The organism is Alteromonas sp. AMM-1, from assembly GCF_047290655.1.
Taxonomy (GTDB): Bacteria; Pseudomonadota; Gammaproteobacteria; order Enterobacterales; family Alteromonadaceae; genus Alteromonas; species Alteromonas mangrovi.
In genome coordinates this window covers 1-24,744 of sequence record NZ_JBLBUE010000042.1, presented here as the reverse complement: position 1 = coordinate 24,744, position 24,744 = coordinate 1, and the positions used below count along the sequence as shown (strand labels likewise).

Sequence of the window (24,744 nt, the reverse complement as noted above, 5' to 3'; positions counted from 1 at the left end):
GATTTCATGGGCCACACCTGCGGCCAGCTGTCCCACAGACGCCATTTTTTCCGCCTGGAATAATTGTTGTTGAGTTTCTTTAAGTTCTTTGTTTGAGCGCTCTAACTGCGCATTTTTTTCACTGAGCGCCTGGGTTCTCTGCGTGACTTTTTCTTCCAGGGATTGATTGAGTTGTGTGAGTTCGTTTTCCGCTTCCATCCGCGAGCGGCATTCATCCGCCAGGCTAATAACCAGAATGTTAAAGGTTTTTACCAGCTCGGTAAGTTCATCCTGCCCTTTTTCGGGAATGGTAGTATTGCGGTAGTCCTTTGTTTTTACCGCTCTAACAATATTTTTGGCACCTTGACGCAGTGTATTCAACTGGGAGGTTAAATAGGTGCCAAGTCCATAACTGAATAACGCTACAAGCCCCAGTTCGATGAGCGCCAGCGATACTATCCAATTGCGGATTTTGATAAGTGATGTTTGTACGTAGCCAATGTCGATGCCAAGCTGGATTTCACCGTAATGATGTCCCGATACTACAATGCTGCGGCTTGAATCAAATACCTCGTCGGTTACCTCCGCCAGGGTGGAGTCAGCATAAAAATTAGCCGGCAAATTCGAATAGTTTGTTGCCTGAGCCAGAATGCGCTGTTGATTGTCAATAATACGGACATAGGCAATGTCCGGATTTGTCATCAGTTCCTGCACTGACGCTTCGAGTGCGGCTAAATCGAGGGTGAGTAACGCGTCTTTGGTGGTTGACGCAAATAAGTTAATAGTAGTGGACGCGCGTTTAACTATGTTGTCTTCAGCTAAGCGGTTAATAAAAGACAAACTGGTTACGATCAATACAATCAGCAAGGTTGCTTCGATAATCGCTGTACCAGTTATTGTTTTGGTTCTTAATGTTAAACGCATACCCGTTCCTAGTAATAAGGCCGTGAAAGCGACAAAATACCCAACTCTCTGACATCATCCCAATCACTGTCCAGGGCTTCAATAAAACCGGTAAAATTAATACCTTGCAGGAGGTGAGTGTTGTCTTCACTCTCACTTAACGATAGCAGTGCGTCGAGTATGAGACGTCGGTGAGCCTCAGGAACCCGGCTGTGAACAGCCAGTGCATGGGGCGTATAATCCTTACTTTTCCAAAGAATCCGCAATTGTTCATTCTGTACTTGGGGTAAATGTTCAAAGGTACGAATAATGCCTCCACCGGCCGGAAACAGTCCGTTGATAACATTAAGATAGACGGAGTCGTGAGAATTTACATACTGCGCATTAATACTGATGTTTTCTTTTGCCAATTGGCCGCGGGGAATAATACTGGCTGCGAAAGCGGCAGGGGCCGGGAAAGCCAGTGTTTTGCCATAGAGTTGTTCCAGTGTGGTGTAAGGACTGTCCTTTCTTACCACAATAATTCCGCTAATCCGCTTGTGGGCATCTCTGGCTAACGGCAAGTAATTCGCCGATTCACTAAACACCACATAGTGATACGGATTCATATAAACTAAATCATAATCCTGCTGCGCAACCCGGTTTTCAAATGTTGGAATATCGGTTGCTGTGGCAAATGAAATCGCAAAACCGGTTTTTTCGTTGATATAGTCGATAACCGGGATCCACATACCAGCCAGCTTTTGTGCAGACTGTTGAGGTACAATCCCCAGCGAGTATTGAACGGGCGTTTGAACAACGGGCTCGGGCTGTTGAGCAAAAACGCCGGTACATACCAGTAGCAAGACTAAAAGTGCTTTCATCGCGACAGCCCTCAATGGCGTGTTAATTTAGCATGAACTGTTCGAACAACTGAGTCAGATCATGGTTAGAAAACGGCTTGGTTAAGGCAGCATCCGCGCCCAAAGACAATGCCTTTTGTAAACTGGTGTCATCTAACGCAGAGATAACTATTATTTTAAGCCCTTTTTGCGATTCCTGCTGGCGGGTATATTCAATAACGCTGTAACCGTCCATGCCCGGCATACTCAGATCCAGCGTCATAATGCGCGGAGCGTGCTGACTTAACATCATGCCTGCCTGAAACCCGCCTGTAGCGATCAGAGTGTCAAAGCCTGCTCTGCGGGCCACCCTTTGGATTGATTTAGCAACCGGCATTTCATCATCTACAATTAAAATTAACGGCGATGCCTCGGGTTTTAACGCGTCAGGAATCGGCATGTCGTGGTGTTCCAGAAAATCAATGAAGTCACTGATTAACACCCTGTTGTTGCCGCGGCCTGGAAGTTTAAAACCCTTTAGCTTACCGCTTTCCAGCCAGCGAATTACCGTTCGCAAGTTGACATCGCAATACTGTGCGATTTCTCCAGAGGTTAATGTTTTCACTGCTCTACCTCAGTGTTTTGTTTTGTCATTGCGATAAGATATAGCATTAAAAGCAAGTTAAGGCAATTAAGACCTATGTATAATATGTGACATTAGTGACATTGTGTTATAGTGCTATAGTCAGAGAGTAAAATCTGGCGTTGTAAGCGTGGTTATTGGCCTGAATATTGGGATTACAGAGGCATAACGTATGTATAGTGGGCAGCATGAACAGTCCTATCAACCGTTAACTGTGTTGGTAGTAGATGATGAGAAGGCAATTGTTAATGCATTAAAGCGTGAATTGCGTTCGCTGGATTGTGATGTGATCACCGCTACATCGGGGCGAAAGGCAATGTCGATATTACAGTCGCAACCTGTCACGCTGATGATTACCGATCACAATATGCCAGAAGTCAGCGGTGTGGATTTACTGAGATTTGCCCACCAGTACTCACCGCAAACCAAAAGTTATATGTTAAGTGGGGAAGGTGACTTACAGGCCGCCGTTGAGTTACTTAATCAAGGGTTAATCAGTAAATACTTGTCCAAGCCCTGGGACAAACGCGCATTGCAAGAGGAAGTCTCCGGTATATTGAATGCCTGTCGGGCAGCTGATAACGGTGTTGTTCACAAAGAGTTAAAACCCAGGAGCAATAGCAATGTTATTCGCTTGCAGGATTACAATGCTCTGATCCTCATCCGGCTTCTGAACAGCAGTGACATTTTGTTGAGTTATGGCGAACAACAAGTAGAAGCGCTGGAAGTATTACTTGCGGGACGTATTGATGGTCTTGTTACGCAAAGCCACAAATTGCGACTCGAGCAGAGCGGTGTATTTGGGTTATACCTGGAACAGGCAACAGTTGAGCAAACGCAAATTCTTTGTGCTCAGATCAGACAACAATTGCAGCGTACTTTCAATGTGAATGGCGCTGCAATTTTCTGCCATATTGGTATTGGTTTCAGAGCTCTGCACGACAACAAACTTGACCATGGCATTTTGATTAACAGCCTTGCCGATACCATCGTCAGAGACAGCCATCGCATCAGTGTGTCGCATTTGGATAACTCCACTATTTCGCAGTATCAGCGGCAGCAACTATTGAGTGCTGAAGTTGAGCAAGGACTCAAAAATCAAGAGTTTAAGCTGGCATTCCAACCTAAAGTGTCTACGTCCACCGGGTTAATTCAAAGCGCTGAAATCCTATTGCGCTGGCAGCATCACAGTTTAGGGTGGGTACCGCCGTCTGAATTCATTTGTTTAACTGAGTTAGACGGACAAATTAAAGCCATCGGTGAGTGGGTGCTGGATAATGGTTTTAAAGCTGCCAGTGAACTGCGCAGATTCAGTACTGAACTTACCAGTATCGCGATTAATATATCAGCCAAGCAATTGCAATCGTCACACATTGTTGAGTTTATTAGCGAGAAATTGAAGCAGTACTACCTGCCGCCATCGTTCATTGAACTGGAAATAACCGAAACTGCATTGGCAGAAAACGGCCAGTATCTGGAAGAGATATTGTGGCAGCTAAAACTACTGGGATTAAAGCTCTCAATTGATGATTTTGGTGCTGGTTTTACCTCGTTTTCGTACTTATCGAAGTTACCTATCGACATTCTCAAGCTCGATCGCAGCTTAATCATGGGATTGCATAAGGATCGCCAGCGCCAGGAGTTTATTGGTAGCCTGATAGTAAGCTGCAAAAAGCTCGGTATTAAAGTGGTGGCCGAAGGAGTGGAGGAGCAGGAGGAACTAGCCTGCCTGAAGTCAATGCGCTGCGATACCATTCAAGGGTTTATTTATAGTCCGGCAGTACCCAGGCAGGAGTTTGAAAAACTGATGATTCGCCAGCCGTTCGTAAATAAGCACTAAAACTGGCCTTTTAGCTTACGGGGGCACTGCGCGATACTCGGTGTGAGGTACCCCGCACATTTTTGCTTTTTTATATGGTAATTCTGCCAGACTTGTTTTTTACTAAATTATCCCAATTTCATTCATAATACGTAATCACACACGTTCAGAACAAAGTATGCGGCAATGACAGGTACTGAGCAGTTTACGCGGGTTGTCTATTTGTGTTTCAAGCACATCATAAGTTCATTCGCGAGCAGGCCAATGCCGCTTTTCAATATACTCGTAAAGTTAAGAGAATTTCATGACAGCACTCGCCATTGAAAAAGTAGACGGATTACCTTTATTCACTGCCATTACGCCTGATCAGGTTAAACCTGCTGTAGAAAAGGCTATTGCGCACTGTAAAGCCACTATCGAGCAGGTGGTGGCTAGCAATCAGTACACCTACAAAAACGTAGTCGACAACATCGATGAAGCAGACGATGTGCTGAACAATATCTGGTCGCCGGTGTCGCATATGAATTCCGTGGTAAGCAGTGATGAGTTACGCAAAGTGCACGACGCGTGTTTGCCGTTGTTATCTGAGTACGGCACCTGGGTAGGTCAGCACGAGGGCTTGTATCAGGCGTATAAGTCGCTGCGCGATAGCGATGAGTACGGGCAACTTGACGAAGCTCAGCGCAAGGTTATTGATAATACTCTCCGCGATTTTACGCTGTCGGGTGTTGCGTTACCTGCTGAAACTAAAAAGCGTTTCGCAGACATTCAGGCCCGCTTATCCGAGCTGTCGTCGACGTTTAGCAATAACGTAATGGATGCCACCATGGGCTGGACCAAACATGTAACCGATGAGACCGAACTGGCGGGTTTGCCTGAGTCTGCACTGGAAGCGGCCAGTCAGGCAGCGCATCAGAAAGACCTGCAAGGCTGGTTATTTACACTGGATATTCCCAGTTACCTGCCAATCATGCTTTATGCTGATAATCGCGCACTGCGCGAGGAAATGTATCGGGCTTATGCAACGCGCGCGTCAGAGCAGGGCCCGAACGCCGGTGAGTGGGATAATACCCCTATTATTCAGGAAACCCTGGCATTGCGCTCAGAACTGGCGTCATTATTGGGCTTTGCTAATTACGCAGAGCGTTCCATAGCTACGAAAATGGCTTCAACCACAGAGCAGGTAACCGGCTTCCTGCGTGATTTAGCCGCTAAATCCAAACCCCAGGCAGAGCGAGAGCTGGCCGAAGTGCGCGCGTTTGCCGCCGACAAACATGGTATGGAAGCGCTTGAAGCCTGGGACGTGCCTTATTACAGCGAAAAACTTAAGCAAGACCGCTATTCTATTTCCGATGAAATTCTGCGCCCATATTTTCCTGAGCACAAAGCGATTAGCGGCTTGTTTACCGTAGTAGAAAAACTCTACGGGTTGTCTATTACTGAAGTGAACAATGCAGATACCTGGCACAAAGACGTACGTCTGTTCAGCATTACCGACAAAGACGGCACCTTGCGCGGGCAGTTTTATTTAGACTTGTACGCGCGTCCGAAAAAACGCGGCGGTGCCTGGATGGATGTTTGCCGGGTGCGCAGAGTAAAAGCCAGCGGTGAATTGCAAACGCCAGTGGCTTATCTGGTATGTAACTTCAATGGCCCGGTGGGTAATAAGCCCGCCCTATTTACTCACGACGAAGTGGTAACCCTGTTCCATGAGTTTGGTCATGGTATTCATCACATGCTAACGCAAATGTCAGTACCTGGGGTGTCGGGTATCAGCGGTGTGCCGTGGGATGCTGTAGAACTGCCCAGCCAGTTTATGGAAAACTGGTGTTGGCAGGAAGAAGCGCTGGGCTTTATTTCAGGCCACTACGAATCGGGTGAGCCACTGCCTAAATCCTTGTTAGATAAAATGCTGGCAGCGCGGGATTTCCAGGCGGCCATGCAGATGATTCGACAGTTGGAGTTCAGCCTGTTTGACTTCCTGTTACACATGGAAGACGGCAAAACGGCTGATGTGCAGGGTGTGTTAAACACCGTGCGCGAGGAAGTGTCCGTTATTCAGCCGCCTTCGTTTAACCGTTTTCAAACCAGCTTTGGGCATATATTTGCTGGTGGCTACGCTGCTGGTTACTACAGCTATAAATGGGCGGAAGTGTTGTCTGCTGATGCATTTAGTCGGTTCGAGGAAGAGGGGATTTTTAATCCGCAAACCGGTGCCGACTTCCTGCATAACATATTGGAAATGGGGGGGAGCCGTGAACCAATGGATCTGTTTGTGGCGTTTCGTGGACGCGAACCTGAGGTTGATGCGCTGCTTCGACACAATGGTATCGCCGCGTGAGCGCTGAAAAATTCGACGCCATCTATGCCCGCGCTGCCGAACGAAAAGGTGGTGAAGCGGGTCTTGAAGCCATAGTAGGGCAGCCTTTACCGGCTGCTGCTGTGGCGGCGTTAAGCGACGACAGAGTACTCTCGGCATTTACCAAAAAGGTATTTCAGTCGGGCTTTGTATGGCGGGTGATCGAACAAAAATGGCCGGATTTCGAAGACTTATTTTTTAATTTCGACGTAGACAAAGTGCTGTTGATGCCAGATGACATGCTGGAAAAGCGCGCCCAGGATAAGCGCATTGTGCGCAATCTTAAGAAAGTGATGACCATACGCGACAATGCCATTATGTTGAAAGACATCGCTCAACGGCATGGCAGCTTTGGTAAATTTGCCTCGCAGTTTAGCGGTGCTTCGATAATCGACCTGTGGGCGCACCTGAAAAAGCATGGTGCGCGCTTAGGCGGCAACACCGGGCCTTACGCACTTCGCACGATGGGCATAGATACCTTTTTACTGAGTCAGGATGTGGAAGGTTATTTCCGCGCACACGATCTCATTAGCGGCGGCTTAACCAGTAAGCAAAGCTTAACCACCATTGCCAACACGTTTGCCGACTGGCAGGTGCAAAGCGGCAGGAGCTTACAGGCCATTAGCCAGATTGTGTCGTACAGTTGCGGTGACAACCGGGTTTAATGCATTACCCCACTCAGCAAAGCATCAGAACAAAAACATTGAGGCAGAAATGAAAAAAACCGCTAAAACCCTGATAGGTATAGCTTGCGCAACGGGATTAGTTGCAGCAAGCAGTAATATTGCATTGGCAGGCTCAGCAGAGCGTTTCAAAGGGCATATGACTCTGTTGGCCGATGATTTGTTAGAGGGTCGTGATACGGGCAGTAAGGGGCATGACTTTGCATCGTTGTACATTGCCAGTGAGCTAACCAAACTGGGCATTATGCCTGCTGGCGATGCGGGTAGTTATTATCAGATGGTGCCGTTTAAACAGGCAACCATTGATATGAAAGCGCCTGCGTTGTCGGTGTCTAACGGCAGCGAAAGTATTGATTTTGCGTTCATGGACAACATGCTCATGAGCGCAGACATAAACGAAACCGACACCCAAATAACTGCCGAACTGGTGTTTGCGGGATTTGGTATTGAAGCTCCATTTCTTAATTACACCGACTACGAGGGCGTGGATCTGCGCGGTAAAGTGGCGGTGATCCTGTCAGATCGGCCCCATAGCTTTCCGAGTGAAGAGGGGTCTCACTTTCGCCGTCAAATATCACAGGCATTGGTGAAGCACGGTGCCATCGGCGCTATTGTGCTTAGCACGCCGGTGTCTGAAAACGTGTTTCCGTTTGAAAAGCGAAAATTGTATGTAAGAACGCCCCGCACTCGTTGGGTTGATGCGAACGGGAGTGTGTTTGAAGGGTTTCCGGAGCTAAAAGCCGGTGCTACGTTGAGCGTGGAAGCGGGTAAGCAATTATTTGAACTGGCAGGACTGGATTTACAAACCTATTTCGACAAAGTGGAAAATGGTGAGCCAATCGAAGGGCGTCCGCTCGGACTCTCTGCCACCTTTACCAGTAAATCGGCCCACACGGCCACAACCAGCCCTAATGTAATAGGCATCATGGAAGGCAGCGATCCGGTACTCAAACATGAGTACATTGTGCTTACTGCACACAGCGATCATATTGGTATCAGCGGGCACTCGGTGCTGAAAGATAAAATCAATAATGGCGCCATGGATAACGCCAGTGGCGTATCTACTTTGCTGGAAATTGCGCATGAAATAAGCCACTCAGCAGTAAAACCTAAGCGTTCGGTTATTTTTGCTTTTGTGACGGGCGAAGAAAAAGGCTTGTTGGGATCTGAATATTTTGCACATTATCCACCTGTGCCGGTACAAAGCATGGTGGCAAACGTGAATCTGGATATGCCAATTTTAACCTATCGGACCGACGAAATGATTGCGTTTGGCGCAACGCACAGTTCGCTGGAAACACCAGTGCGTGAGGCGCTGTTAAAGCACGAAATAAAGTTAATTGACGACCCGATGCCAGAACAGGCGATCTTCGTGCGCAGCGACCAGTACAGTTTGGTTAAGCAAGGTGTACCAGCGGTGTATCTGGTACCGGGTATGAGTAATCAGGAAGAAAATGCGATTGGCATGCCGGCGTCTGATTTCCTGAAAAAGCACTATCACATGCCCTCCGACGACCTGAACTTGCCTATTGATTACGAATGGGCGGCGAAGTTTGTGGATATTAACTTTGAAATCGTAATGAGCCTGGCAAACGCTAAGCAAACACCTAGCTGGAATGAAGACAGCTTCTTTGCCACCTTCAAACAAGCTCAGGATGGTAAGCCGTAGCGGTTTTGGGTACACTGGCAAGCAGAAAATTTATTGCCAGTTCAGACTTTAACGCGCCGTTAACTCCGTTGGCGGTGCGCTAAGCATTAACAGAAGAAGTCAGCCATGCAAGAGCAACAATCCTCTCCATCCGCTTCCGAACAAGTTGTAAGCGGTGCGGAACAGTCTACCCATTTTGGTTTTCGTCAGGTAGAACGTTCGAAAAAAGCGTCTTTGGTTGCCGGGGTATTTGACTCCGTTGCCGCAAAATACGACATGATGAACGACCTGATGTCGATGGGTGTGCACCGCTTATGGAAACGCTACACCATTGATTGCAGCGGTATCAAACCAGGCCAAAAGGTACTGGATCTGGCCGGTGGAACCGGTGATTTGGCTGCTAAATTCTCACGGTTGGTTGGGCCAACAGGGCACGTAGTGTTGGCCGACATCAATCATTCCATGTTATCGGTAGGCCGTGACAAACTGCGTGACAAGGGCGTGGTAGGTAACGTTGATTACGTTCAGGCTAATGCCGAAGCATTACCTTTTCCCGATAACCATTTTGATTTGGTTACCATGGCATTTGGTTTGCGTAATGTCACCGACAAAGACAAAGCGCTGGCGTCGATTTTCCGCGTACTTAAGCCGGGTGGCCGCTTATTGGTGCTGGAGTTTTCCAAACCCACTAACGAGGTGTTGTCGAAGACCTATGACTGGTATTCGTTTAACATTTTGCCCACCATGGGGCAGATAGTGGCCAACGACAAAGAAAGTTACCAGTACCTGGCAGAGTCAATTCGTATGCACCCGGATCAGGACACGCTGAAAAGCATGTTTGAAAACGCCGGTTTCGAACGTTGCGACTATCAGAATCTCACTGGCGGCATTGTAGCCCTGCATCGCGGGTACAAGTTTTAATGCCAACGGTTCCGCTTCTTACGGCAGCGGCCGAAACGCTGGTAAATAAATTATTGGCGCTGGACCCTGACGCCAGGCAGGGGCTGAAACGTATACAGGGTAAGCGCCTGGTCATAAACCTGACCGACATTAAGCAGTGCATTGCGCTGGCTATATCAGAACAGATTGATGTGTTGGCATTGGAAGTTCTGCCCGACGGTGATGAATCCACTTGTGTGGTGACTACTCGTTTGGCCGTGCTGCCAAAGTTAAAAGAAGCCAGTAAGCTTACGCAGCTAATTAAAGCTGGCGAGCTGGAGGTGTCGGGTGAACTGGCGATCGCTCAGCAATTTTCCGGCGTTTTGAATTCGCTGCACATTGATTGGGAAGAGCAATTGGCCCAGCATACCGGCGATGTTGTTGCTTATCAGGCATTTTCGTTTGCACGCTCAGTAGGGCAGCAGCTAGCGCGCTTTGGTAACAAATCTTCACTCATTTTGGGTAGTGCACTCACCGACGAAAAACAGCTGGCGGCACATAAACTGGCAGTGATGCACTTTTCCGATGAAGTTAGCCGTTTGCGCGACGATGCCGAACGCCTCGAATCCCGCTTATCGCGCCTGGAGTCAAAGCAGTCTTAAACTATGCGTATTCTTCGTCTCTATCACATTAATAAAGTACTGCTCGAACATGGCCTGGATGAATTAATTCCTGGCCGTTGGTTGCCCTGGTACATCCGTGTGTTGCGCCATTGTATTTTTTGGATCCCTAATCGGCATAAAGATAAAAGCGCCGGGGCTCGCATTATGTTGGCGCTTCAGGCACTGGGCCCGGTGTTCATAAAATTTGGCCAGATGCTGTCTACCCGCCGTGACCTGCTACCCCCTCATATTGCCAATGAACTGGCCCTGTTACAGGACCGGGTGGCTCCGTTTGACACCGAGCGCGCTCAACACATTATTCGTCAGTCATTACAAATCAAGGCGCTGGATGAAGTCTTCAGCGAATTTGATACTACGCCGCTCGCGTCGGCGTCGATTGCGCAGGTGCACGCAGCCAGATTAAAAGAGGGTGACATTGACGTAGTGGTAAAAGTACTTCGCCCGGATATTCGCAAAACCATTGTGGCTGACACCGAGCTGATGATGACCCTGGCGAAAGTGTTGCAGAAGTGGTTACCCGACGGCAAACGCCTGCGTCCGGTAGAAGTAGTTAAAGAATACGAAAAAACCATTGTTGATGAGCTCGACCTTACGCGTGAAGCCGCCAATGGCATGCAGTTGGGGCGCAATTTTGAAGGCTCAGAGGCCCTATACGTGCCCACTATTTACAGTGATTATTGCCGAGCAAATGTGCTGGTGATGGAGCGCATTTACGGTATTCCCATTTCTAACATTGAAGCGTTAATTGAACAGAATACGAATCTACGCATTTTGGCGGAACGCGGTGTAGAGGTGTTTTTTACCCAGGTATTCAGAGATAGCTTTTTTCATGCTGACATGCACCCTGGCAATATATTTGTGAGCCGGGAAAACCCGGAAAATCCGCAGTATATCGCCATTGATTTTGGCATAGTGGGTACGCTTAATCAGGAAGATAAGCGCTATCTGGCTGAAAACTTTATTGCGTTTTTTAATCGCGACTACCGCAAGGTTGCCCAACTGCATGCCGATTCAGGCTGGGTGCCATCAGACACCAATATTGACGAATTTGAAGTGGCCATTCGCACCGTTTGCGAACCGATTTTCCAAAAGCCGCTAGCTGAAATTTCCTTCGGCAATGTATTGGTACAACTGTTTAATACCGCGCGGCGCTTCAATATGGTAGTGCAGCCGCAGTTGGTATTACTGCAAAAAACGCTACTTTACGTAGAAGGGCTTGGCCGTCAGTTGTATCCCCAACTAGACCTGTGGCAAACCGCGAAACCCTTTCTGGAAAACTGGCTTCGCGAACAGATTGGCATAAAAGCCATGTTCAGCAAAGTAAAAACAAATCTGCCTTTCTGGAGCGAAAAGCTGCCGGAAATGCCGGATTTACTCTACGACACCCTCAAGCAGATTAAGCGCTTTCCAGAAAAGCAGCAGCAGGCAAATATGGCCATTCTGCAACAACACGTACGGGCTCAAAAATCAACGCATCTGAGCATTGTAGGTGCTACTCTGGTGATAGTGAGTGCTATAGTGCCGTTGTATTCCGTGCATTGGACGTTACCTGCCTGTATCGGTTTAACTGGTATGATGTGTTGGTTTGCAGCGTGGTGGAAAGGCCGCAAAGCGCCGGAATAACGGGCTTGACACTGACCTGCGAGATTAATTTTTTATTAAATCTAAATAACTTTCGCAATTTTAGTATCAATTTACTCAGTGTGTGGTTATAGTATTTATGTTCTTTAAATAGTTGTGCTTTCGTTGGTCTATTAACGTCGCGCAGATATAAACATCGAATTAAACCTCGATGCTGTTAAACCTGTTGTTAGTTTTGCCGTAAGTCACCCTATTTAAAAGCAAGTCCGTGCAATTTAGCACAAAGGTTTTACAGAGTTTTTTTGAGGTTTTCATGTCTAAAGTAACTGGTACCGTTAAGTGGTTTAACGCAGAAAAAGGTTATGGCTTTTTAACGCAAGACGACGGCGGTAAAGACGTATTCGTACATTTCCGCGCAATTGTATCTGAAGGATACAAAACTCTTGCTGAAGGTCAAAAAGTTCAATTCGAAGTTGAACAAGGCCAAAAAGGTCTGCAAGCGGCTAACGTTTCAGCCCTTTAATGATTTTACGGCTCCCGGCGTTGTCGGGAGCTCGTTTATCTTCTGAAGTCAGGCTCCCTGCTTCCTCTTTTACACGTATTGCTGCTGGGCAGTGATAGGCGCTGTATTCTTGATACCCATCACTCAAGCCTTGTTGAGGGATTCTATGTATCGATTGCTTTTCGTTTTCCTGTGTTTTAATTCATTATTTGTTATCGCCCAGACTGAGATTGGGATCGCCCAGACTGAGAGTGGGATCGCCCAGATTGAGAGCGGGATCGCTCAGACTGAACATGGGATTGAGCAGGTAGTAACCGTCGCTGATAAGTCATTTCTTAAACGGGATTTCGAACAACCAGCTGCCCAAGGCGAGCAGGATCCTGAAGAAAATCATTTGCGCCAGGAAATTTTTTATTTCAGCCAGGTGAACACATTTATATTGCGTGCGTTGGTAGAAGACTACGCGAAGCAAAATCAAATTGAACCTGAGCCTGCGCATATTGCCGGTTTTAAGCAAGTGTATGCAAACACAGGCCTGACAGAAGAAAAACTCGACTCTCTGGCGCACTTTAATGCACTGCGCTTCGCTGTAGATAAAAATCTGTTTAAACAGTTTGGGGGGAGAGTTGTATTCGATCAAGGCCATCCGAATATGCCAATAGAAGCCTATACAAAGTTGCTAATGGCATATAAAAAGATGGGGCGCCTGGTGTTTCATGAACAAAAATACGAAACGCTGTTTTGGAAAAGTCTGGAGCGGCCGGGAGCACTGGATATCCCTTCTGCCGACGTAAAATTTGATACGCCATGGTGGATGCGTGTTGCTCGCTAGCTATGCGAATTGGTATTACATTTAGTCCAATAGTCGCTTCACCACAATAAGCGACGCCTATAAAAGCTCAGCGAAGCAGTCATTCAGCAGGTAAGCTGACTCATCAAACAGGTCAATCGGATTACGGCTGACTGAACAAGGGGGTTGAAAAGTACCGTTCAGCCCCATCTGCAGCAATCGCCAAAATGTTCTTTGCGCGGTACTCAGGCAACCTGGCAAGCGAGAATGCAACGGCAAGCGTCGCGCCACTGGATATTCCCACAGCAATGCCTTCCTTACACGCCGCCTTACGCGCCATGTGTAGTGCAGCCTCATCGGTTACCTTTACTACCTTGTCAATGACGCGTTTATCCAGCAACGGTGGAACCATGCCGGGATGTACCCCCGGGATACCGTGTGTGCCGCTTTTGCCCTCGCTGAGCAACGGGCAGTTGCTCGGCTCAGCAATAACGATTTCTATGTCACGGCGTTGCTGCTTTAAAAAGCGACCAATACCCGTTGCCGTGCCGCCCGTGCCCATACCTGTTACCAGCACGTCAATGTGCTCTCCCATGTCCTGCCAAATTTCCCTTGCCGTGCTTCGCGCGTGTTCGGCGGCGTTAACCGGGTTAGCAAACTGATTCATCGACACCGCACCCTCAATGGTTAGCAGCAGGGTGTCTGCTACCTTCATGGCGCCGGGCATACCGTCTTTTTCAGGTGTTAAAATAAGATTGGCACCGTAAAAGCGAATAAGCTGCTGGCGTTCCTTCGACATATGCTCAGGCATAACAATGGTCACCGGCACCTGATGAATAGCGCCTAGCCATGCGCAGGCAACGCCACTGTTGCCTGATGTTGCTTCAATCACATTCAGATTAGCGTGCTGGTGCGTATTCAAAATGTGTTCGAACATGGCTTTGGCCGCGCGGTCTTTAATGGAACCTGCCGGATTAAAGTATTCGAGTTTGGCAAATACCTGTCCCAGCGTCTGCTCTTCTGCACACAGGCGGTTTAATTGAAGCGTAGGTGTGTTGCCAATCGTGTCAGTAATGCACTGCACTACACGTTGACGTGGCGCAACGCGCTGCGGAAAGGAAAGCGTATTATGCATGCGCTGGACTCTGGCAAATAAACATAACACCAGTATGGCAATTTCGGCCGAAATAAATTGCTAACAAATTCAGATAATGTCAGTATTTTTAAAAATTAATTCCGTAAAAAGGCAATAAGTTGAAAAATATTACTCTGGATTCGATTGATAAAGAGATTCTTAGTCTATTGCAAGCCGATTCAGATATTGCGATCCAGGATATTGCCGAGAACGTAGGGTTAACGGCCACGCCTTGCTGGCGGCGTATTCAGCGCTTGCAGGAGCAAGGGCTGATAAAACGCCGGGTTGCCTTGCTGGATGCACACTCGCTGGGCCTCAATTTAATCGTTTTTGTCCAAGTTAAAGCCGGACGACACGATGACAAATGGTTAGCACAATTCGCCGAACATTGCAGTGCCTTCGAGGAAGTGGTGGAATTTTACCGGATGTCTGGCGAATACGATTACCTGCTAAAAGTGATGGTGGCCAATATGCAGAGCTTCGATCATTTTTACAAGCGACTCATAAAAGGGGTTAATTTGGGGGATGTAACGTCGAGTTTTGCTATGGAGCAAATCAAATACACCACGTCTTTACCCCTTAACCAAATGTAATTTATTAGAAAAACGACAATCAGGAGACAACTATGGCCGCCAATCCCTACTGGCAGGACTTACTCATGCTGGATAAGCAACTGTCTGACGAAGAACGCATGTTGCGTGATACGGCTCATCAGTTTTGTCAGGACACTCTGCAACCCGGTATTTTACAAGCCAACCGCGAAGGCAGGTTTGATCCGGCCATCATGCGTCAGTTTGGTGAAATGGGGATGCTGGGTGCAACGATTGACGGCTACGGTTGTGCTGGATTGAGCTACATTGGGTACGGACTGATTGCCCGCGAAGTCGAGCGTGTAGACAGCGGTTATCGCAGTGCCATGAGCGTGCAATCTTCACTGGTGATGCATCCGATCAATCAATTTGGTAGCGAAGCGCAAAAGCAAAAGTTTCTGCCAGGCCTGGCAACCGGTGAACTCATTGGTTGCTTCGGTTTAACGGAGCCCGATGCCGGATCAGATCCCGCTGGGATGAAAACCCGTGCGGTAAAAGTGAATGGTGGGTATAAGCTCACGGGAAGCAAAATGTGGATTACCAACTCGCCTCTGGCTGACGTGATGGTAGTGTGGGCGAAAAATACCGATATGGATAATGCCATTTGTGGCTTTCTGCTCGAACGCGGCATGGCTGGCTTAAGCACCCCTGAGATCCATGGCAAGTTATCGCTCAAGGCATCGATCACTGGCGAGATAGTAATGGACAATGTGTTTGTACCAGACGAGAACATCCTGCCGGGTGTGTCAGGGCTAAAAGGCCCGTTCAGTTGTTTGAATATGGCTCGCTATGGCATTGCCTGGGGAGCCATGGGGGCGGCTGAATTTTGCTGGCATGCTGCGCGCCAGTATGGGCTTGAACGTACGCAGTTTGGCAAGCCTCTGGCCCAAACACAACTGTTTCAAACCAAGTTGGCCGACATGCAAACTGAGATTACATTAGGATTGCAGGCGGCTTACCGGGTAGGGCAGTTAATCGATAGTGGCGACTATGATCCTGCAATGATTTCGCTAATTAAACGCAATAACTGCGGTAAAGCGCTGGATATCGCACGCATATCGCGCGATATGCATGGCGGCAATGGTATAGCCGACGAGTTCCACATAATGCGCCATATGATCAACCTTGAAACGGTGAATACCTATGAAGGTACTTATGATATTCATGGCTTGATTCTCGGACGAGCGCAAACCGGCCTGCAAGCCTTTTTCTAACCACAAAGCAAGGACGTGAAATGAACCTGAATCAGGTAACGCTGCCGGTCACCAATATGCCGGAAGCTGTGGATTTTTACTTAAAGCTGGGTTTCACGCTCATTGTGGATACACCGCATTACGCCCGGTTTGCCTGCCCGGAAGGCGAATCCACGTTTTCGCTATCGTTGACAGACCATTGCGGTGCTCAGCATGCGGTGATCTATTTTGAACACGAACAGCTGGATGAATGGGTAGAGCATTTGCAACGCAAAGGTGTGGTGTTTGAACAGTTGCCGAAAACCGAGCGGTACTTATGGCGCGAAGCCGTTCTTCACGACCCGTCAGGAAACAAAATAAAGCTGTATTGGGCGGGCGAGAACCGACTGAACCCGCCCTGGCGGGTCAACCTGGCGGGTCAACCTGGCGGGTTAATGTAACTGAGTAACTTTGTGAAAGGGAGTGGCAGGTCTCAGGCTACTTTGTTGGGTATAGCGAGTGAGTGTCAACTTGATCTGACTTTAAATAAAAGCAGGATGAGTAACGCTATTATTGGTCAGACTCAATTTATGATATTTATCTAAATATGATTTCTGATAAACCTATATTTCTGGCGATGTAAACTGTTTTGAAACTCATAAATACGCTCTTCGGATGCTACGGTAATACTACCAGATTCGCACTATCACTTGTGATTGCACTGGCAGTTGTGTCGATAAGTGGATTTGACAACATTACCTATATGCCACTTGGGGTATATTTATTTCTGACCATTGTATTTAGCGCTTTATTGCTCATCGCCTATAAGTTTGGTGTGTTGCCGGGACCACAAGGTTCACTTAGAAGAAAGCAAATGCCATTTTTTTACTACACTGGTATCACGATCGTGAGCACACTACTAATTACTGTTAATGTCTATTTTTTAATCTCGTTAATTCAATAAGCACTTAAAATATATAGAGCTATATTTTTTACCGTGATTTTCTCAACGGACGGTGTGCCTGCCTATTGTTCCCTTTTGTTTACGTTTTTCTGAGCTAGGTTGAGATCGTGTTAAGAAATAGCGTAACGTTGCTTTTACCCTTAACTACACCTTGTATGTTCATTGTTTTCTTTCAGAATTCTCGCTAGCTGAGATGCCAGTGCTTTGGCTGCGCTTTTGGCATTTTGCAATGAGCGTTCGTGACGATGATCGGCAAACTCCTGATATTCAGAAGCAATCTCGTAAATATCTGTTACGCCGAGATATTTGCTTAGTGTGCGTAAATGCGGTACCAGATGGCCTGATGCTTCGTTAACCCCTCCCTTTTCAAAGCCAAATTCGCCACTTGAAGTAATGATTACTAAGATTTTATTGGATAACAGCGGTGCCAGCGGCTGATCGCCACGGGCCAGGTCAAAGTCGAACGTTTTATTGATACGGATAATTTGGTCAAACCATGCTTTTAATTGGGCAGGCATACCGTAATTATACATTGGTGATGAAATTACTATGAGTTTAGCGCGATCTATTTCGGCTATGAGTTCATCTGACAACGCCAGGGTTTGCATTTGCTGTTTGTCCCTTTTGGCTTCAGAAGTAAACACCGCACCAATCCAGTCCTGAGTAATAAAATGCGGTGGATTCATACCAACATCACGATAGATATATTCATCTATATCCAATTCGCACTTTAGTTGTGTAATAAACAATTTCGCCAGATTTTTAGTGATCGAGTCATGATCAGGGTTAGCATTAGATGCTGCCCTTACACTTGAATCTACATGTAATATAACACTCATTGTTAATGCCTTTGTTAGTTTACTCAGGCTGCTATAGTGAAGCGATTGAACATAAGTAACAAACGAGTAAAATGCATCTATGGGTGAGTTTAATTCATCTATTTTAAAGTGCTAACGACAGGAGGGATTATGCAGGTTTCTTTGCCCGCACTGAAGGCGTTTGATGCTGCAGCACGGCTTGGGAGTTTTAAGGCGGCTGCGGCTGAATTGTCCATTTCTCCTACAGCGGTATCGCATCACATTTCTAATCTGGAGCAGCGATTAAGTGTAAGCCTGTTTGAACGTGTGGGAAGGAAGATAAATCTAACTGAAGCGGGAAGGGAACTTTCAGTTGCGACTGGCCAGGGATTTAAAACCATTGAAGCGGCAATCGAAAAAATAGCGGTAACAGACAAACACATCACCGTGTCTACCACATCGTCATTTGCTGCGTTGGTGCTAATTCCTTCGCTACAGGCGTTTTATAACAAGTATCCTGATGTTCAGGTAAATATAATAAGTGGAGAAAGTATCGATACGGATAGTTTCCATTTGCCTGTTAGATTTGGTGAAACAGTGCGGCAAAGCACAGATGATATTCTGGTTACGGAACGGTTTAACGTATTCAGTAGAGTTCAGTCGGTACACCAATATGAGCAGGCTGAACACCTCACCATTTACACAACGGAATGGAAAAATAATGAGCTGCCAAAGGTGCCTTTGAACGCTTGGCTTGAGCTTAATGGCTTGCAGAATAAACCTGTAACAGTCAAAACATTTGATCAGGAGCTATTTGGTATCCAACAGGCACTGCTTGAAAATGCGTTGGTGTTTTGCTCTGCCACACTCGTGAAAGGTTACGTTAAAGCAGGCGTACTCACAGAACTGCATACAAAAGCTGTTGATTCAGCGCTTTGTTACTACATTCCAGATAAACCAGTTCGTTGTAACCGACACAACGTTAAGTTCATAGACTGGCTGGAAAATCTCATAGGTGACTGATAAAGATGGTTGGTTAAATGCGATTAAAAGTTAAGCTATTTATAACTAACGCTCATTGTTAAAAACCATCGATTATGTTTGTAATACGTTGTCGTGAACTACCTGGTGCTGACAGTCAGGTAAGATATGACACGCCATTCCGTGTTTTCAGATACAGAAACAGTCAGCACCGGTAAAACCTGCCCGGCATTTAAAACAAGTAAATAAAACCAACACCCACTTCGGTTTCATAGTCGCTACGGGCGATAGGGCTCTTACGCACTTCACTGCTGTAATATTCGAACAGTGCCTCACCGTATAGTTGCCAGTGTTCATTCAGGTTATGGCGGAAACTGTAATCAACGCCAATGGAGCGCAATCCGCCGCTTAGCGTGATGGCATCAAGTCCCGATGCCGCTGATTGCGCATCGTTTATACCAAACCCTTTATTGGCATATTCGCTGTCGTGAAAAACGGCCACCAAATTAATTTCTGAACCGGAACCATCGGTTTGCTCACCAAAACGAGTACCTACACCGAACAAGCCCAGGTTGCCGTCACCGCCCGTTACCACACGCCCTACCAGCCAGTAACGCCAGTCACTGCTGAATGCTCGGCGAGCCTGAAATACTGCTTGAAAGCCTTCGTCCTGACTACCTAGTCCGTTAAGGTGGCCTTCATCTGAGTCACCTTCTTCACGCCCTTCTTCAAAGCCCAGTAAGGCTTCAAACAGCCAGACGTCGTCGCGAAGGCCACGCCAGCCAAAAGCTTCACCAGCAAAATAGTACAGGTTGTCGCCGCTACGCCACTGCACCGCACCGGCCGGTTGAATCTCTAATCCGAATTCGTCGGAGCCCTCATAAGCGGTTTCATATTCCACACCCAGGCCCAATCCAACTGCCCAGCCGTCATTGCCCTTGGAAAAGTCATCCAGGGAGGGCAGGGGAACCAAAGGTGAATTTGTTTCCTGCGCGAGCGTCGAAAAAGGCGCAAGTAAGCTTGCGATAGTCAGGCATAAAAGGGCAAAGTGGTTTTTCATGGTTGGTCTGTCCGTATTCTGGTTTGTTTTACACTGAAGCCACCAATTACTGTATTGAGGCGATTTTGCTTTATAGCGCTGGTTGGTCTCGCAATGTGCTTTACACCCACCTTATACGATAGTAAATGCTGAACAGTTCAGACGGGGTTGCTCTAATCGAAAATGACAGTAGGCTGGGGTATTTCAATTGAGTTCTTGCAACGATCACCGCTGTGATTCACGCAGCTTTTTGGCGATATGAGCGCGTTGGATTACATCGGTTGTGAGGTCGAGGGCTTGCTGATAAAACGCGGAAGCTTGCTCACAAGAATCTAACATGGCATAAATTTGCGCGTAGGCTAATAGTGCAGGCTGGAAATGAAACTTGTGTGGATGCTCAATGTTATCCAGATAATTCAGTGCAACTGAGGCCCCCTGACTTTTTAGCATCACCAAAGAAAGCGACACATGTGCACCAAGACTTGGGGCGATGGCAATGAGGCCTGTGTACAAATTCTGAATTTGCTCCCAGTTTTTTTGTCCGGTTATTAATCGGTGGCAGTGGGCACTTTGGATTGCGGCTTCTAGTTGATAGCGGCCAGGTTGCTTTAACAGAAAAGCTTGGTGAATTAGGTATTCGCCTTGCCGCAGTAGTGACTTGTTCCAGTGGTTGGTGTGTTGTTCTTCAAATGGCACAAAGGATCCATCAATTGCAAAACGGCTTTTTGAGCGAGCATGACTAATACTTAACAGCGCTGCCAGTCCGAATGACTCCGCATGTTCTGGCATCAATTTCACCAGTAAAGTAGCCAGAAATAGCGCTTCTTCAGCCATATCTTCATTCGTCTCAACTGCATTGAACTGCAACCAATCAATGGCATAGCAGCCATATATTGCAGCCAGTACAGCATTCACTCTTGATGGAAAAGTGTCCGGTTCGGGTATCTCGAATGGGAATTTGCTAACACTTAATTTCTTTTTTGCTCGCACAAGCTTTTGCGCCAAACGCGTTGTGGGAATGGCAAAAGCACGGGCAATTTTCTCTACATTAATACCAAGCACTAATTGCAGCATTAAAGGTGTATGCACATTTTTGTCTATAGCAGGATGCGCGCAAGCGAACAGTAAACCTAATCGATAATCCTCAAAGGCCTTTTCTATATATGGTTCTGCAACTTCGCAATCAATTACCTCAATACCAATATGATTGGCTTCATTGGATTTAAAGCGGTTCAACATATAGTTCACGCCAACGCGATAGAGCCATGCGCCCGGAACACGAGGAATCGCCTTTTTACTCCAATGCTCTGATGCTTGAGCAAAGGCAAATTGCAACGCATCTTCGGCCAGACAAATATCGTTACCGTATTTGATGAGCAAGGAGAGCAACCGGCCATAATCATTTGTTGCCAGTTGCTCTATTTGTTGCTGAATTAATTCGCGGGTTGCCATTGATTATCTTTAAAGTAAACGGCTGTTGGTCTTACCTCGATTACACCATATTGTGCGCCTGGGCATTTCTCAGCCCATGCAAGCGCTGCGTCTAAAGTCGGCACATCAATAACAAAATTTCCCGCTAGTTGTTCATTGCTGTCGATAAAGGGGCCATCTTCTATTTGTAGCTCGCCATTCTTCAATGTCACGGTAGTGCTGGCACTTGAAGGCTGCAGTACATCAGCGGATAACAACACACCAGCTTGCTCTAAGGCTTTTGCATACTTATCAAAAGCCCGCATGAATTCGGCTATGACTTCCGGATTAATTTCCCCGTCTTTCGGCTCGTTGCTGTGAAGTAGTAGTGAATAACGCATTTTAAGTCCTCTTATGTATGTCAGCGGATTGCTGATATACCTACAACAACTGAATAGTGGGAATTTCGACAACACGGTAGAAATAATTATTTAAAATTTAACTTATCTGTGAAGAAAGGAAAAATAAAGTCGACTCACTATAAGCAATGAGTGGCTGATTCATTGCTATTCGGATAGCGCTAAGCCTTTTTAACATTGGGCTGCACTCCACGTCGATGAGGAATACAGCCCACACGCTTTAGCCCTGCACGACAAATTTATGCCATTGTCGCTCCAGCGTATTAGCGGTAAATACTATGGCACTTACCGCGACCAGGTTGGCGTTATCCAGGTTAAATAAGGTGATTATTGCCAATCCACTCGCCACTGAAAACAGAATGCGGGTTGCAATGGTTTTCAGCCACTTAGTCTGAGGAGGTGTATCACTCTGCAAATGAGTGTGTGCCATTTTCAGTGCCCTTACCGTGGAACGAAGTACTTGCTTCACCACGAAGTATCGCCAGTGAAAAGAAGAGAATCTACTGAATGGGAGATCAGGATATTGGGGAATTAGTACGTAGTGATAATCGAGTGTTTTACCAATGTGGATAACACCCCGGTGTAGGACCGGGGCATGGCTGTGTGTGGAAATAACGTATTGTTTTTTAGGAACCGCAGTAGCACACCGAGCGTGTTGCGTTGAGGCTACTGGTCTTTTTTCAGCTCGAATACAGACTCAACTGGTACATTAAAATGCTCGGCTATTTTAAGCGCAATTACCACTGAAGGGGTAAAGCGGCCAGTTTCCACTGTGCTTATCGTCTTTCTAGAAACCCCAATTGCGGTAGCCAGGTCCTGTTGAGACAACTTATGTTGTAGACGCAATTTGTGAATGTGATTGTCTAATTCTTCATTCATCGTTGTCGTTTCCTGCTAACTTCACGAGTACCACAACGCCGTGCAGCAAAAAGCTAAGTGACAGCACAATATGCGCAAAATTTAATAACGCTGATTCACCTGCCAGTTCGTACAGCCACGGGGCGTCGCCGAATACTACCAGCAGCATCAGGCCAATGGACATCACCATAAACGCAAGACGAATGCTGAGTGATGACACGTAGTCGGTATATTCATCCGCAAATTGCAGGGTCCAGAATGCTTTGGTATTAAACTGCCCTTTGAAAGCCCAGCTTTTTACAGCAAAAAAGATAAGCCCAATCAAACAGGTAAATAAGCTAGCTTCAAAAATCCAGTGCAATATACCTGTGCTGAACACACTGCTATTTTCAACACTGAGCAACCCCCAAAAACAGGCCAGTGCAATGCTACATTTCCCGGTAAGGTTAAGGTAAAGCTGTTCTTTGTCTGCAACCGATAATGTGTTTACGTGTGTCGAAGCCATATTGTCATTCCTTTTTTGACCGAGCAAGAATTTGATACCCAGAGTTGTCATTTGTAACCCTTGGGTTTCTATTGTTACCTTAGGGTATCATTTGATGCAAGTGTTTTTTGCATTTCTTGTCGCCAGAAAATGAAAAAGCGCGCAGCAGAAAACTGCCAGAAGCAGCTGGATACCGTTAAATAAACAAGCGTTTATGCGGTTTGTTTAACACTGAAAACAGACGTTATGCGCTGTAGCGCTAAGCGATTGATGCTTTATGTTGCGTTACGCACAGCAAGTAATCCGCCTAACGCGAAGCGGTACAAATGAGCGGTGAGTTGCTCAACAGATTGTTGTCGCATTTCAGACAATGGGCCCGGCACCTTGTTGCCAGCCACCAACATAACAAAGCAGGGAGACATCACGCTGATAAGCATGGGGATGAGTGCCGGATCGTCTGGTTTTATGCCACTGATTTGGCTAACGATATGTTTCATAATCTGAATCTTGGGCTGGATCTCTTTGGTCATCAGTATTTGCAGGTTTTCGCTGGGAGCCAGGAACTCGCGTGCGAGTAGTTTGAAATGCCAGCTATCATCAGTTAACGCTGCCGACACAATAATGTGGAGTATGGATTTTAGTTGCTGTTGGGGGTTTGACTCTCGTTTAATCAAACTTTCCAGGTCTTCAAGATGAATAATGCTGGCATGCGCAGTGATCAACGCCTGTTGGTATAACCCCTGGCGACTGCCAAAATGATAGTTTATCAGGGCAACATCAACATTGGCCTCTGATGCAATGAGCTTACTTTGTGTGGACGCCAATCCATGCAATGCAAACAAATTTCCTGCGGTATCCAATAGTTGCTGGTAAGTCTTTTTACCGTCACTTCTCAATGGCTTGGCTTTTTTAGTCATCTTTTAGATGCAGACCACTTGATTCAATATGCAGACAAGTTTAAATTAAATTTAATTTAAACTAAACCGAAAGATGATTCGTCTTACTTAGAAAAGGTTTGAACCAATGAAGCAAACTCGCGTTGCTGTAATGTGCGTGTTAAGCGTATTTGTGTGGGCGTGCTCACAACAGGATACCAGTGTTGTGTACGGCACTGTTGAGCGGGATCGAGTATCGGTACGGGCAACGTCTGCTGAAGTGATTGAATCTGTTCATGTTACTGAAGGATCTACCGTTCAACAGGGAGAATTGCTGGTATCATTGAATAATGCCAGGCAACAGCTGGTAGTGAATCAGGCAATGGCCTCGGCAAGCCAGGCTAAATCTGCCTTAGAAAAACTGCTCAATGGTGAACGCATGGAAGATCTCCAAATAGCCAGGGCCGAACTTGATAAAGCAAAAGCGCAGTCGCAAGAGAAGACGCTTGAATTCCGCCGCATTAAAACACTGAAGGAAAAAGCATTAGGTACTCAGGCTGAATTGGATTTGGCACTCGCCGCATTGCAAACGGCGCAAGCGTCTGAAAATGTAGCAGAACAAACGTTGCAAAAACTCGTTGCGGGCAGTCGATCCGAGGATATCGCCAGTGCTCAGGCGCTCTCAGACGCGGCCAATGCCAAGGTCGACTGGGAAGCCGTCGACGACGTG

General features: G+C 46.8%; 26 protein-coding genes. 14 read left to right on the top strand and 12 right to left on the bottom strand.

Annotation, left to right across the window (positions count from 1 at the left end):
- The 3 genes from ACLR2L_RS09495 to ACLR2L_RS09485 all read right to left on the bottom strand — a co-directional run.
- Nucleotides 1-903 (bottom strand): HAMP domain-containing protein (locus ACLR2L_RS09495; RefSeq protein ID WP_413367713.1); only part of this gene is annotated, 903 nt, incomplete at its 3' end.
- An 8-nt stretch (nt 904-911) separates the two neighbouring features.
- Nucleotides 912-1,745, bottom strand: coding sequence for a phosphate/phosphite/phosphonate ABC transporter substrate-binding protein (locus tag ACLR2L_RS09490; RefSeq protein ID WP_413367711.1), 834 nt, complete (start codon nt 1,743-1,745; stop codon nt 912-914).
- 22 nt (nt 1,746-1,767) lie between these two features.
- A complete protein-coding gene (locus ACLR2L_RS09485) occupies nt 1,768-2,328 on the bottom strand; it encodes a response regulator (protein WP_140958581.1) in 561 nt (186 codons plus the stop codon).
- 190 nt (nt 2,329-2,518) lie between these two features.
- Here ACLR2L_RS09485 and ACLR2L_RS09480 point away from each other — a divergent pair, with 190 nt between their 5' ends.
- From ACLR2L_RS09480 to ACLR2L_RS09440, 9 genes are all read left to right on the top strand, one after another.
- Nucleotides 2,519-4,186, top strand: coding sequence for an EAL domain-containing protein (locus ACLR2L_RS09480; RefSeq protein ID WP_413367709.1), 1,668 nt, complete (start codon nt 2,519-2,521; stop codon nt 4,184-4,186).
- Between the two features lie 283 nt (nt 4,187-4,469).
- Nucleotides 4,470-6,506 (top strand): oligopeptidase A, encoded by a 2,037-nt coding sequence (gene prlC / locus ACLR2L_RS09475; protein WP_413367707.1) that lies wholly within the window; start codon nt 4,470-4,472, stop codon nt 6,504-6,506.
- Entirely contained in the window at nt 6,503-7,189 is a 687-nt protein-coding gene (locus ACLR2L_RS09470; RefSeq protein WP_413367705.1) for a DNA-3-methyladenine glycosylase I, read from the top strand. The genes prlC and ACLR2L_RS09470 overlap by 4 nt, the downstream gene beginning before the upstream one ends.
- Before the next feature lie 49 nt (nt 7,190-7,238).
- Nucleotides 7,239-8,876 carry a M28 family metallopeptidase gene (locus ACLR2L_RS09465; RefSeq protein ID WP_413367703.1) on the top strand — a complete coding sequence of 546 codons (1,638 nt, stop codon included), beginning with the start codon at nt 7,239-7,241 and terminating at the stop codon, nt 8,874-8,876.
- Nucleotides 8,877-8,981: 105 nt separating this feature from the next.
- Entirely contained in the window at nt 8,982-9,776 is a 795-nt protein-coding gene (ubiE, locus tag ACLR2L_RS09460) for a bifunctional demethylmenaquinone methyltransferase/2-methoxy-6-polyprenyl-1,4-benzoquinol methylase UbiE (RefSeq protein WP_413367701.1), read from the top strand.
- On the top strand, nt 9,776-10,396 hold the full coding sequence (locus ACLR2L_RS09455) for an SCP2 domain-containing protein (RefSeq protein ID WP_413367699.1): 621 nt from the start codon (nt 9,776-9,778) through the stop codon (nt 10,394-10,396). The genes ubiE and ACLR2L_RS09455 overlap by 1 nt, the downstream gene beginning before the upstream one ends.
- Nucleotides 10,397-10,399: 3 nt before the next feature.
- The gene (ubiB, locus tag ACLR2L_RS09450) at nt 10,400-12,040 is read left to right on the top strand and encodes a ubiquinone biosynthesis regulatory protein kinase UbiB (protein WP_413367697.1); all 1,641 of its coding nucleotides are present in this window, start codon (nt 10,400-10,402) and stop codon (nt 12,038-12,040) included.
- Between the two features lie 271 nt (nt 12,041-12,311).
- The gene (locus ACLR2L_RS09445; protein WP_140958573.1) at nt 12,312-12,521 is read left to right on the top strand and encodes a cold-shock protein; all 210 of its coding nucleotides are present in this window, start codon (nt 12,312-12,314) and stop codon (nt 12,519-12,521) included.
- A 145-nt stretch (nt 12,522-12,666) separates the two neighbouring features.
- Nucleotides 12,667-13,332 (top strand): hypothetical protein, encoded by a 666-nt coding sequence (locus ACLR2L_RS09440; RefSeq protein ID WP_413367695.1) that lies wholly within the window; start codon nt 12,667-12,669, stop codon nt 13,330-13,332.
- A gap of 121 nt (nt 13,333-13,453) precedes the next feature.
- Here ACLR2L_RS09440 and ACLR2L_RS09435 read toward each other — a convergent pair whose 3' ends face one another.
- The gene (locus ACLR2L_RS09435; protein WP_140958571.1) at nt 13,454-14,425 is read right to left on the bottom strand and encodes a PLP-dependent cysteine synthase family protein; all 972 of its coding nucleotides are present in this window, start codon (nt 14,423-14,425) and stop codon (nt 13,454-13,456) included.
- Between the two features lie 134 nt (nt 14,426-14,559).
- On the opposite strand from ACLR2L_RS09435, the gene ACLR2L_RS09430 reads away from it, so the two are divergent.
- From ACLR2L_RS09430 to ACLR2L_RS09420, 3 genes are read left to right on the top strand one after another with little or no spacing between them, the layout of a single operon-like run.
- Nucleotides 14,560-15,018, top strand: coding sequence for an Lrp/AsnC family transcriptional regulator (locus ACLR2L_RS09430; RefSeq protein ID WP_413367715.1), 459 nt, complete (start codon nt 14,560-14,562; stop codon nt 15,016-15,018).
- Between the two features lie 32 nt (nt 15,019-15,050).
- Nucleotides 15,051-16,229, top strand: a complete 1,179-nt coding sequence (locus ACLR2L_RS09425; RefSeq protein ID WP_413367693.1) for an acyl-CoA dehydrogenase — start codon at nt 15,051-15,053, stop codon at nt 16,227-16,229.
- 20 nt (nt 16,230-16,249) lie between these two features.
- On the top strand, nt 16,250-16,648 hold the full coding sequence (locus ACLR2L_RS09420) for a VOC family protein (RefSeq protein WP_413367691.1): 399 nt from the start codon (nt 16,250-16,252) through the stop codon (nt 16,646-16,648).
- Nucleotides 16,649-17,291: 643 nt separating this feature from the next.
- Here the strand turns inward: ACLR2L_RS09420 and ACLR2L_RS09415 are convergent.
- Entirely contained in the window at nt 17,292-17,990 is a 699-nt protein-coding gene (locus ACLR2L_RS09415) for an FMN-dependent NADH-azoreductase (protein ID WP_413367689.1), read from the bottom strand.
- Nucleotides 17,991-18,119: 129 nt separating this feature from the next.
- On the opposite strand from ACLR2L_RS09415, the gene ACLR2L_RS09410 reads away from it, so the two are divergent.
- Entirely contained in the window at nt 18,120-18,971 is an 852-nt protein-coding gene (locus ACLR2L_RS09410) for a LysR family transcriptional regulator (RefSeq protein WP_413367687.1), read from the top strand.
- Between the two features lie 190 nt (nt 18,972-19,161).
- On the opposite strand, the gene ACLR2L_RS09405 is transcribed toward ACLR2L_RS09410, so the two are convergent.
- From ACLR2L_RS09405 to ACLR2L_RS09375, 7 genes are all read right to left on the bottom strand, one after another.
- Entirely contained in the window at nt 19,162-19,989 is an 828-nt protein-coding gene (locus ACLR2L_RS09405) for a MipA/OmpV family protein (RefSeq protein ID WP_413367685.1), read from the bottom strand.
- Nucleotides 19,990-20,193: 204 nt separating this feature from the next.
- The gene (locus tag ACLR2L_RS09400) at nt 20,194-21,303 is read right to left on the bottom strand and encodes an RNA polymerase sigma factor (protein WP_413367683.1); all 1,110 of its coding nucleotides are present in this window, start codon (nt 21,301-21,303) and stop codon (nt 20,194-20,196) included.
- 98 nt (nt 21,304-21,401) lie between these two features.
- Nucleotides 21,402-21,779, bottom strand: coding sequence for a YciI family protein (locus ACLR2L_RS09395; RefSeq protein WP_413367681.1), 378 nt, complete (start codon nt 21,777-21,779; stop codon nt 21,402-21,404).
- A 238-nt stretch (nt 21,780-22,017) separates the two neighbouring features.
- The gene (locus ACLR2L_RS09390; RefSeq protein WP_413367679.1) at nt 22,018-22,269 is read right to left on the bottom strand and encodes a hypothetical protein; all 252 of its coding nucleotides are present in this window, start codon (nt 22,267-22,269) and stop codon (nt 22,018-22,020) included.
- Nucleotides 22,270-22,463: 194 nt separating this feature from the next.
- Nucleotides 22,464-22,676, bottom strand: a complete 213-nt coding sequence (locus ACLR2L_RS09385) for a helix-turn-helix transcriptional regulator (RefSeq protein ID WP_413367677.1) — start codon at nt 22,674-22,676, stop codon at nt 22,464-22,466.
- Complete coding sequence (locus ACLR2L_RS09380) at nt 22,669-23,160, bottom strand: hypothetical protein (RefSeq protein ID WP_413367675.1); 492 nt, start codon at nt 23,158-23,160, stop codon at nt 22,669-22,671. Before ACLR2L_RS09380 ends, ACLR2L_RS09385 begins: the two co-directional genes overlap by 8 nt.
- 254 nt (nt 23,161-23,414) lie before the next feature.
- Nucleotides 23,415-24,056, bottom strand: a complete 642-nt coding sequence (locus tag ACLR2L_RS09375) for a TetR/AcrR family transcriptional regulator (protein ID WP_413367673.1) — start codon at nt 24,054-24,056, stop codon at nt 23,415-23,417.
- A gap of 106 nt (nt 24,057-24,162) precedes the next feature.
- Here ACLR2L_RS09375 and ACLR2L_RS09370 point away from each other — a divergent pair.
- Nucleotides 24,163-24,744: biotin/lipoyl-binding protein (locus ACLR2L_RS09370; protein ID WP_413367671.1), on the top strand; the 582-nt coding region annotated here is incomplete at its 3' end.

Excerpts from the sequence above, each read along its gene's own strand:
- ACLR2L_RS09425 (WP_413367693.1), top strand. The coding sequence starts at position 15,051 with ATGGCCGCCAATCCCTACTGGCAGGACTTACTCATGCTGGATAAGCAA.
- ACLR2L_RS09420 (WP_413367691.1), top strand. The coding sequence starts at position 16,250 with ATGAACCTGAATCAGGTAACGCTGCCGGTCACCAATATGCCGGAAGCT.
- ACLR2L_RS09465 (WP_413367703.1), top strand. The coding sequence starts at position 7,239 with ATGAAAAAAACCGCTAAAACCCTGATAGGTATAGCTTGCGCAACGGGA.
- ACLR2L_RS09490 (WP_413367711.1), bottom strand. The coding sequence starts at position 1,745 with ATGAAAGCACTTTTAGTCTTGCTACTGGTATGTACCGGCGTTTTTGCT.
- prlC (WP_413367707.1), top strand. The coding sequence starts at position 4,470 with ATGACAGCACTCGCCATTGAAAAAGTAGACGGATTACCTTTATTCACT.
- ACLR2L_RS09395 (WP_413367681.1), bottom strand. The coding sequence starts at position 21,779 with ATGCGTTATTCACTACTACTTCACAGCAACGAGCCGAAAGACGGGGAA.
- ACLR2L_RS09435 (WP_140958571.1), bottom strand. The coding sequence starts at position 14,425 with ATGCATAATACGCTTTCCTTTCCGCAGCGCGTTGCGCCACGTCAACGT.
- ACLR2L_RS09410 (WP_413367687.1), top strand. The coding sequence starts at position 18,120 with ATGCAGGTTTCTTTGCCCGCACTGAAGGCGTTTGATGCTGCAGCACGG.
- ACLR2L_RS09440 (WP_413367695.1), top strand. The coding sequence starts at position 12,667 with ATGTATCGATTGCTTTTCGTTTTCCTGTGTTTTAATTCATTATTTGTT.
- ubiE (WP_413367701.1), top strand. The coding sequence starts at position 8,982 with ATGCAAGAGCAACAATCCTCTCCATCCGCTTCCGAACAAGTTGTAAGC.
- ACLR2L_RS09455 (WP_413367699.1), top strand. The coding sequence starts at position 9,776 with ATGCCAACGGTTCCGCTTCTTACGGCAGCGGCCGAAACGCTGGTAAAT.
- ACLR2L_RS09405 (WP_413367685.1), bottom strand. The coding sequence starts at position 19,989 with ATGAAAAACCACTTTGCCCTTTTATGCCTGACTATCGCAAGCTTACTT.
- ACLR2L_RS09445 (WP_140958573.1), top strand. The coding sequence starts at position 12,312 with ATGTCTAAAGTAACTGGTACCGTTAAGTGGTTTAACGCAGAAAAAGGT.
- ACLR2L_RS09380 (WP_413367675.1), bottom strand. The coding sequence starts at position 23,160 with ATGGCTTCGACACACGTAAACACATTATCGGTTGCAGACAAAGAACAG.
- ACLR2L_RS09375 (WP_413367673.1), bottom strand. The coding sequence starts at position 24,056 with ATGACTAAAAAAGCCAAGCCATTGAGAAGTGACGGTAAAAAGACTTAC.
- ubiB (WP_413367697.1), top strand. The coding sequence starts at position 10,400 with ATGCGTATTCTTCGTCTCTATCACATTAATAAAGTACTGCTCGAACAT.
- ACLR2L_RS09385 (WP_413367677.1), bottom strand. The coding sequence starts at position 22,676 with ATGAATGAAGAATTAGACAATCACATTCACAAATTGCGTCTACAACAT.
- ACLR2L_RS09415 (WP_413367689.1), bottom strand. The coding sequence starts at position 17,990 with ATGAGTGTTATATTACATGTAGATTCAAGTGTAAGGGCAGCATCTAAT.
- ACLR2L_RS09480 (WP_413367709.1), top strand. The coding sequence starts at position 2,519 with ATGTATAGTGGGCAGCATGAACAGTCCTATCAACCGTTAACTGTGTTG.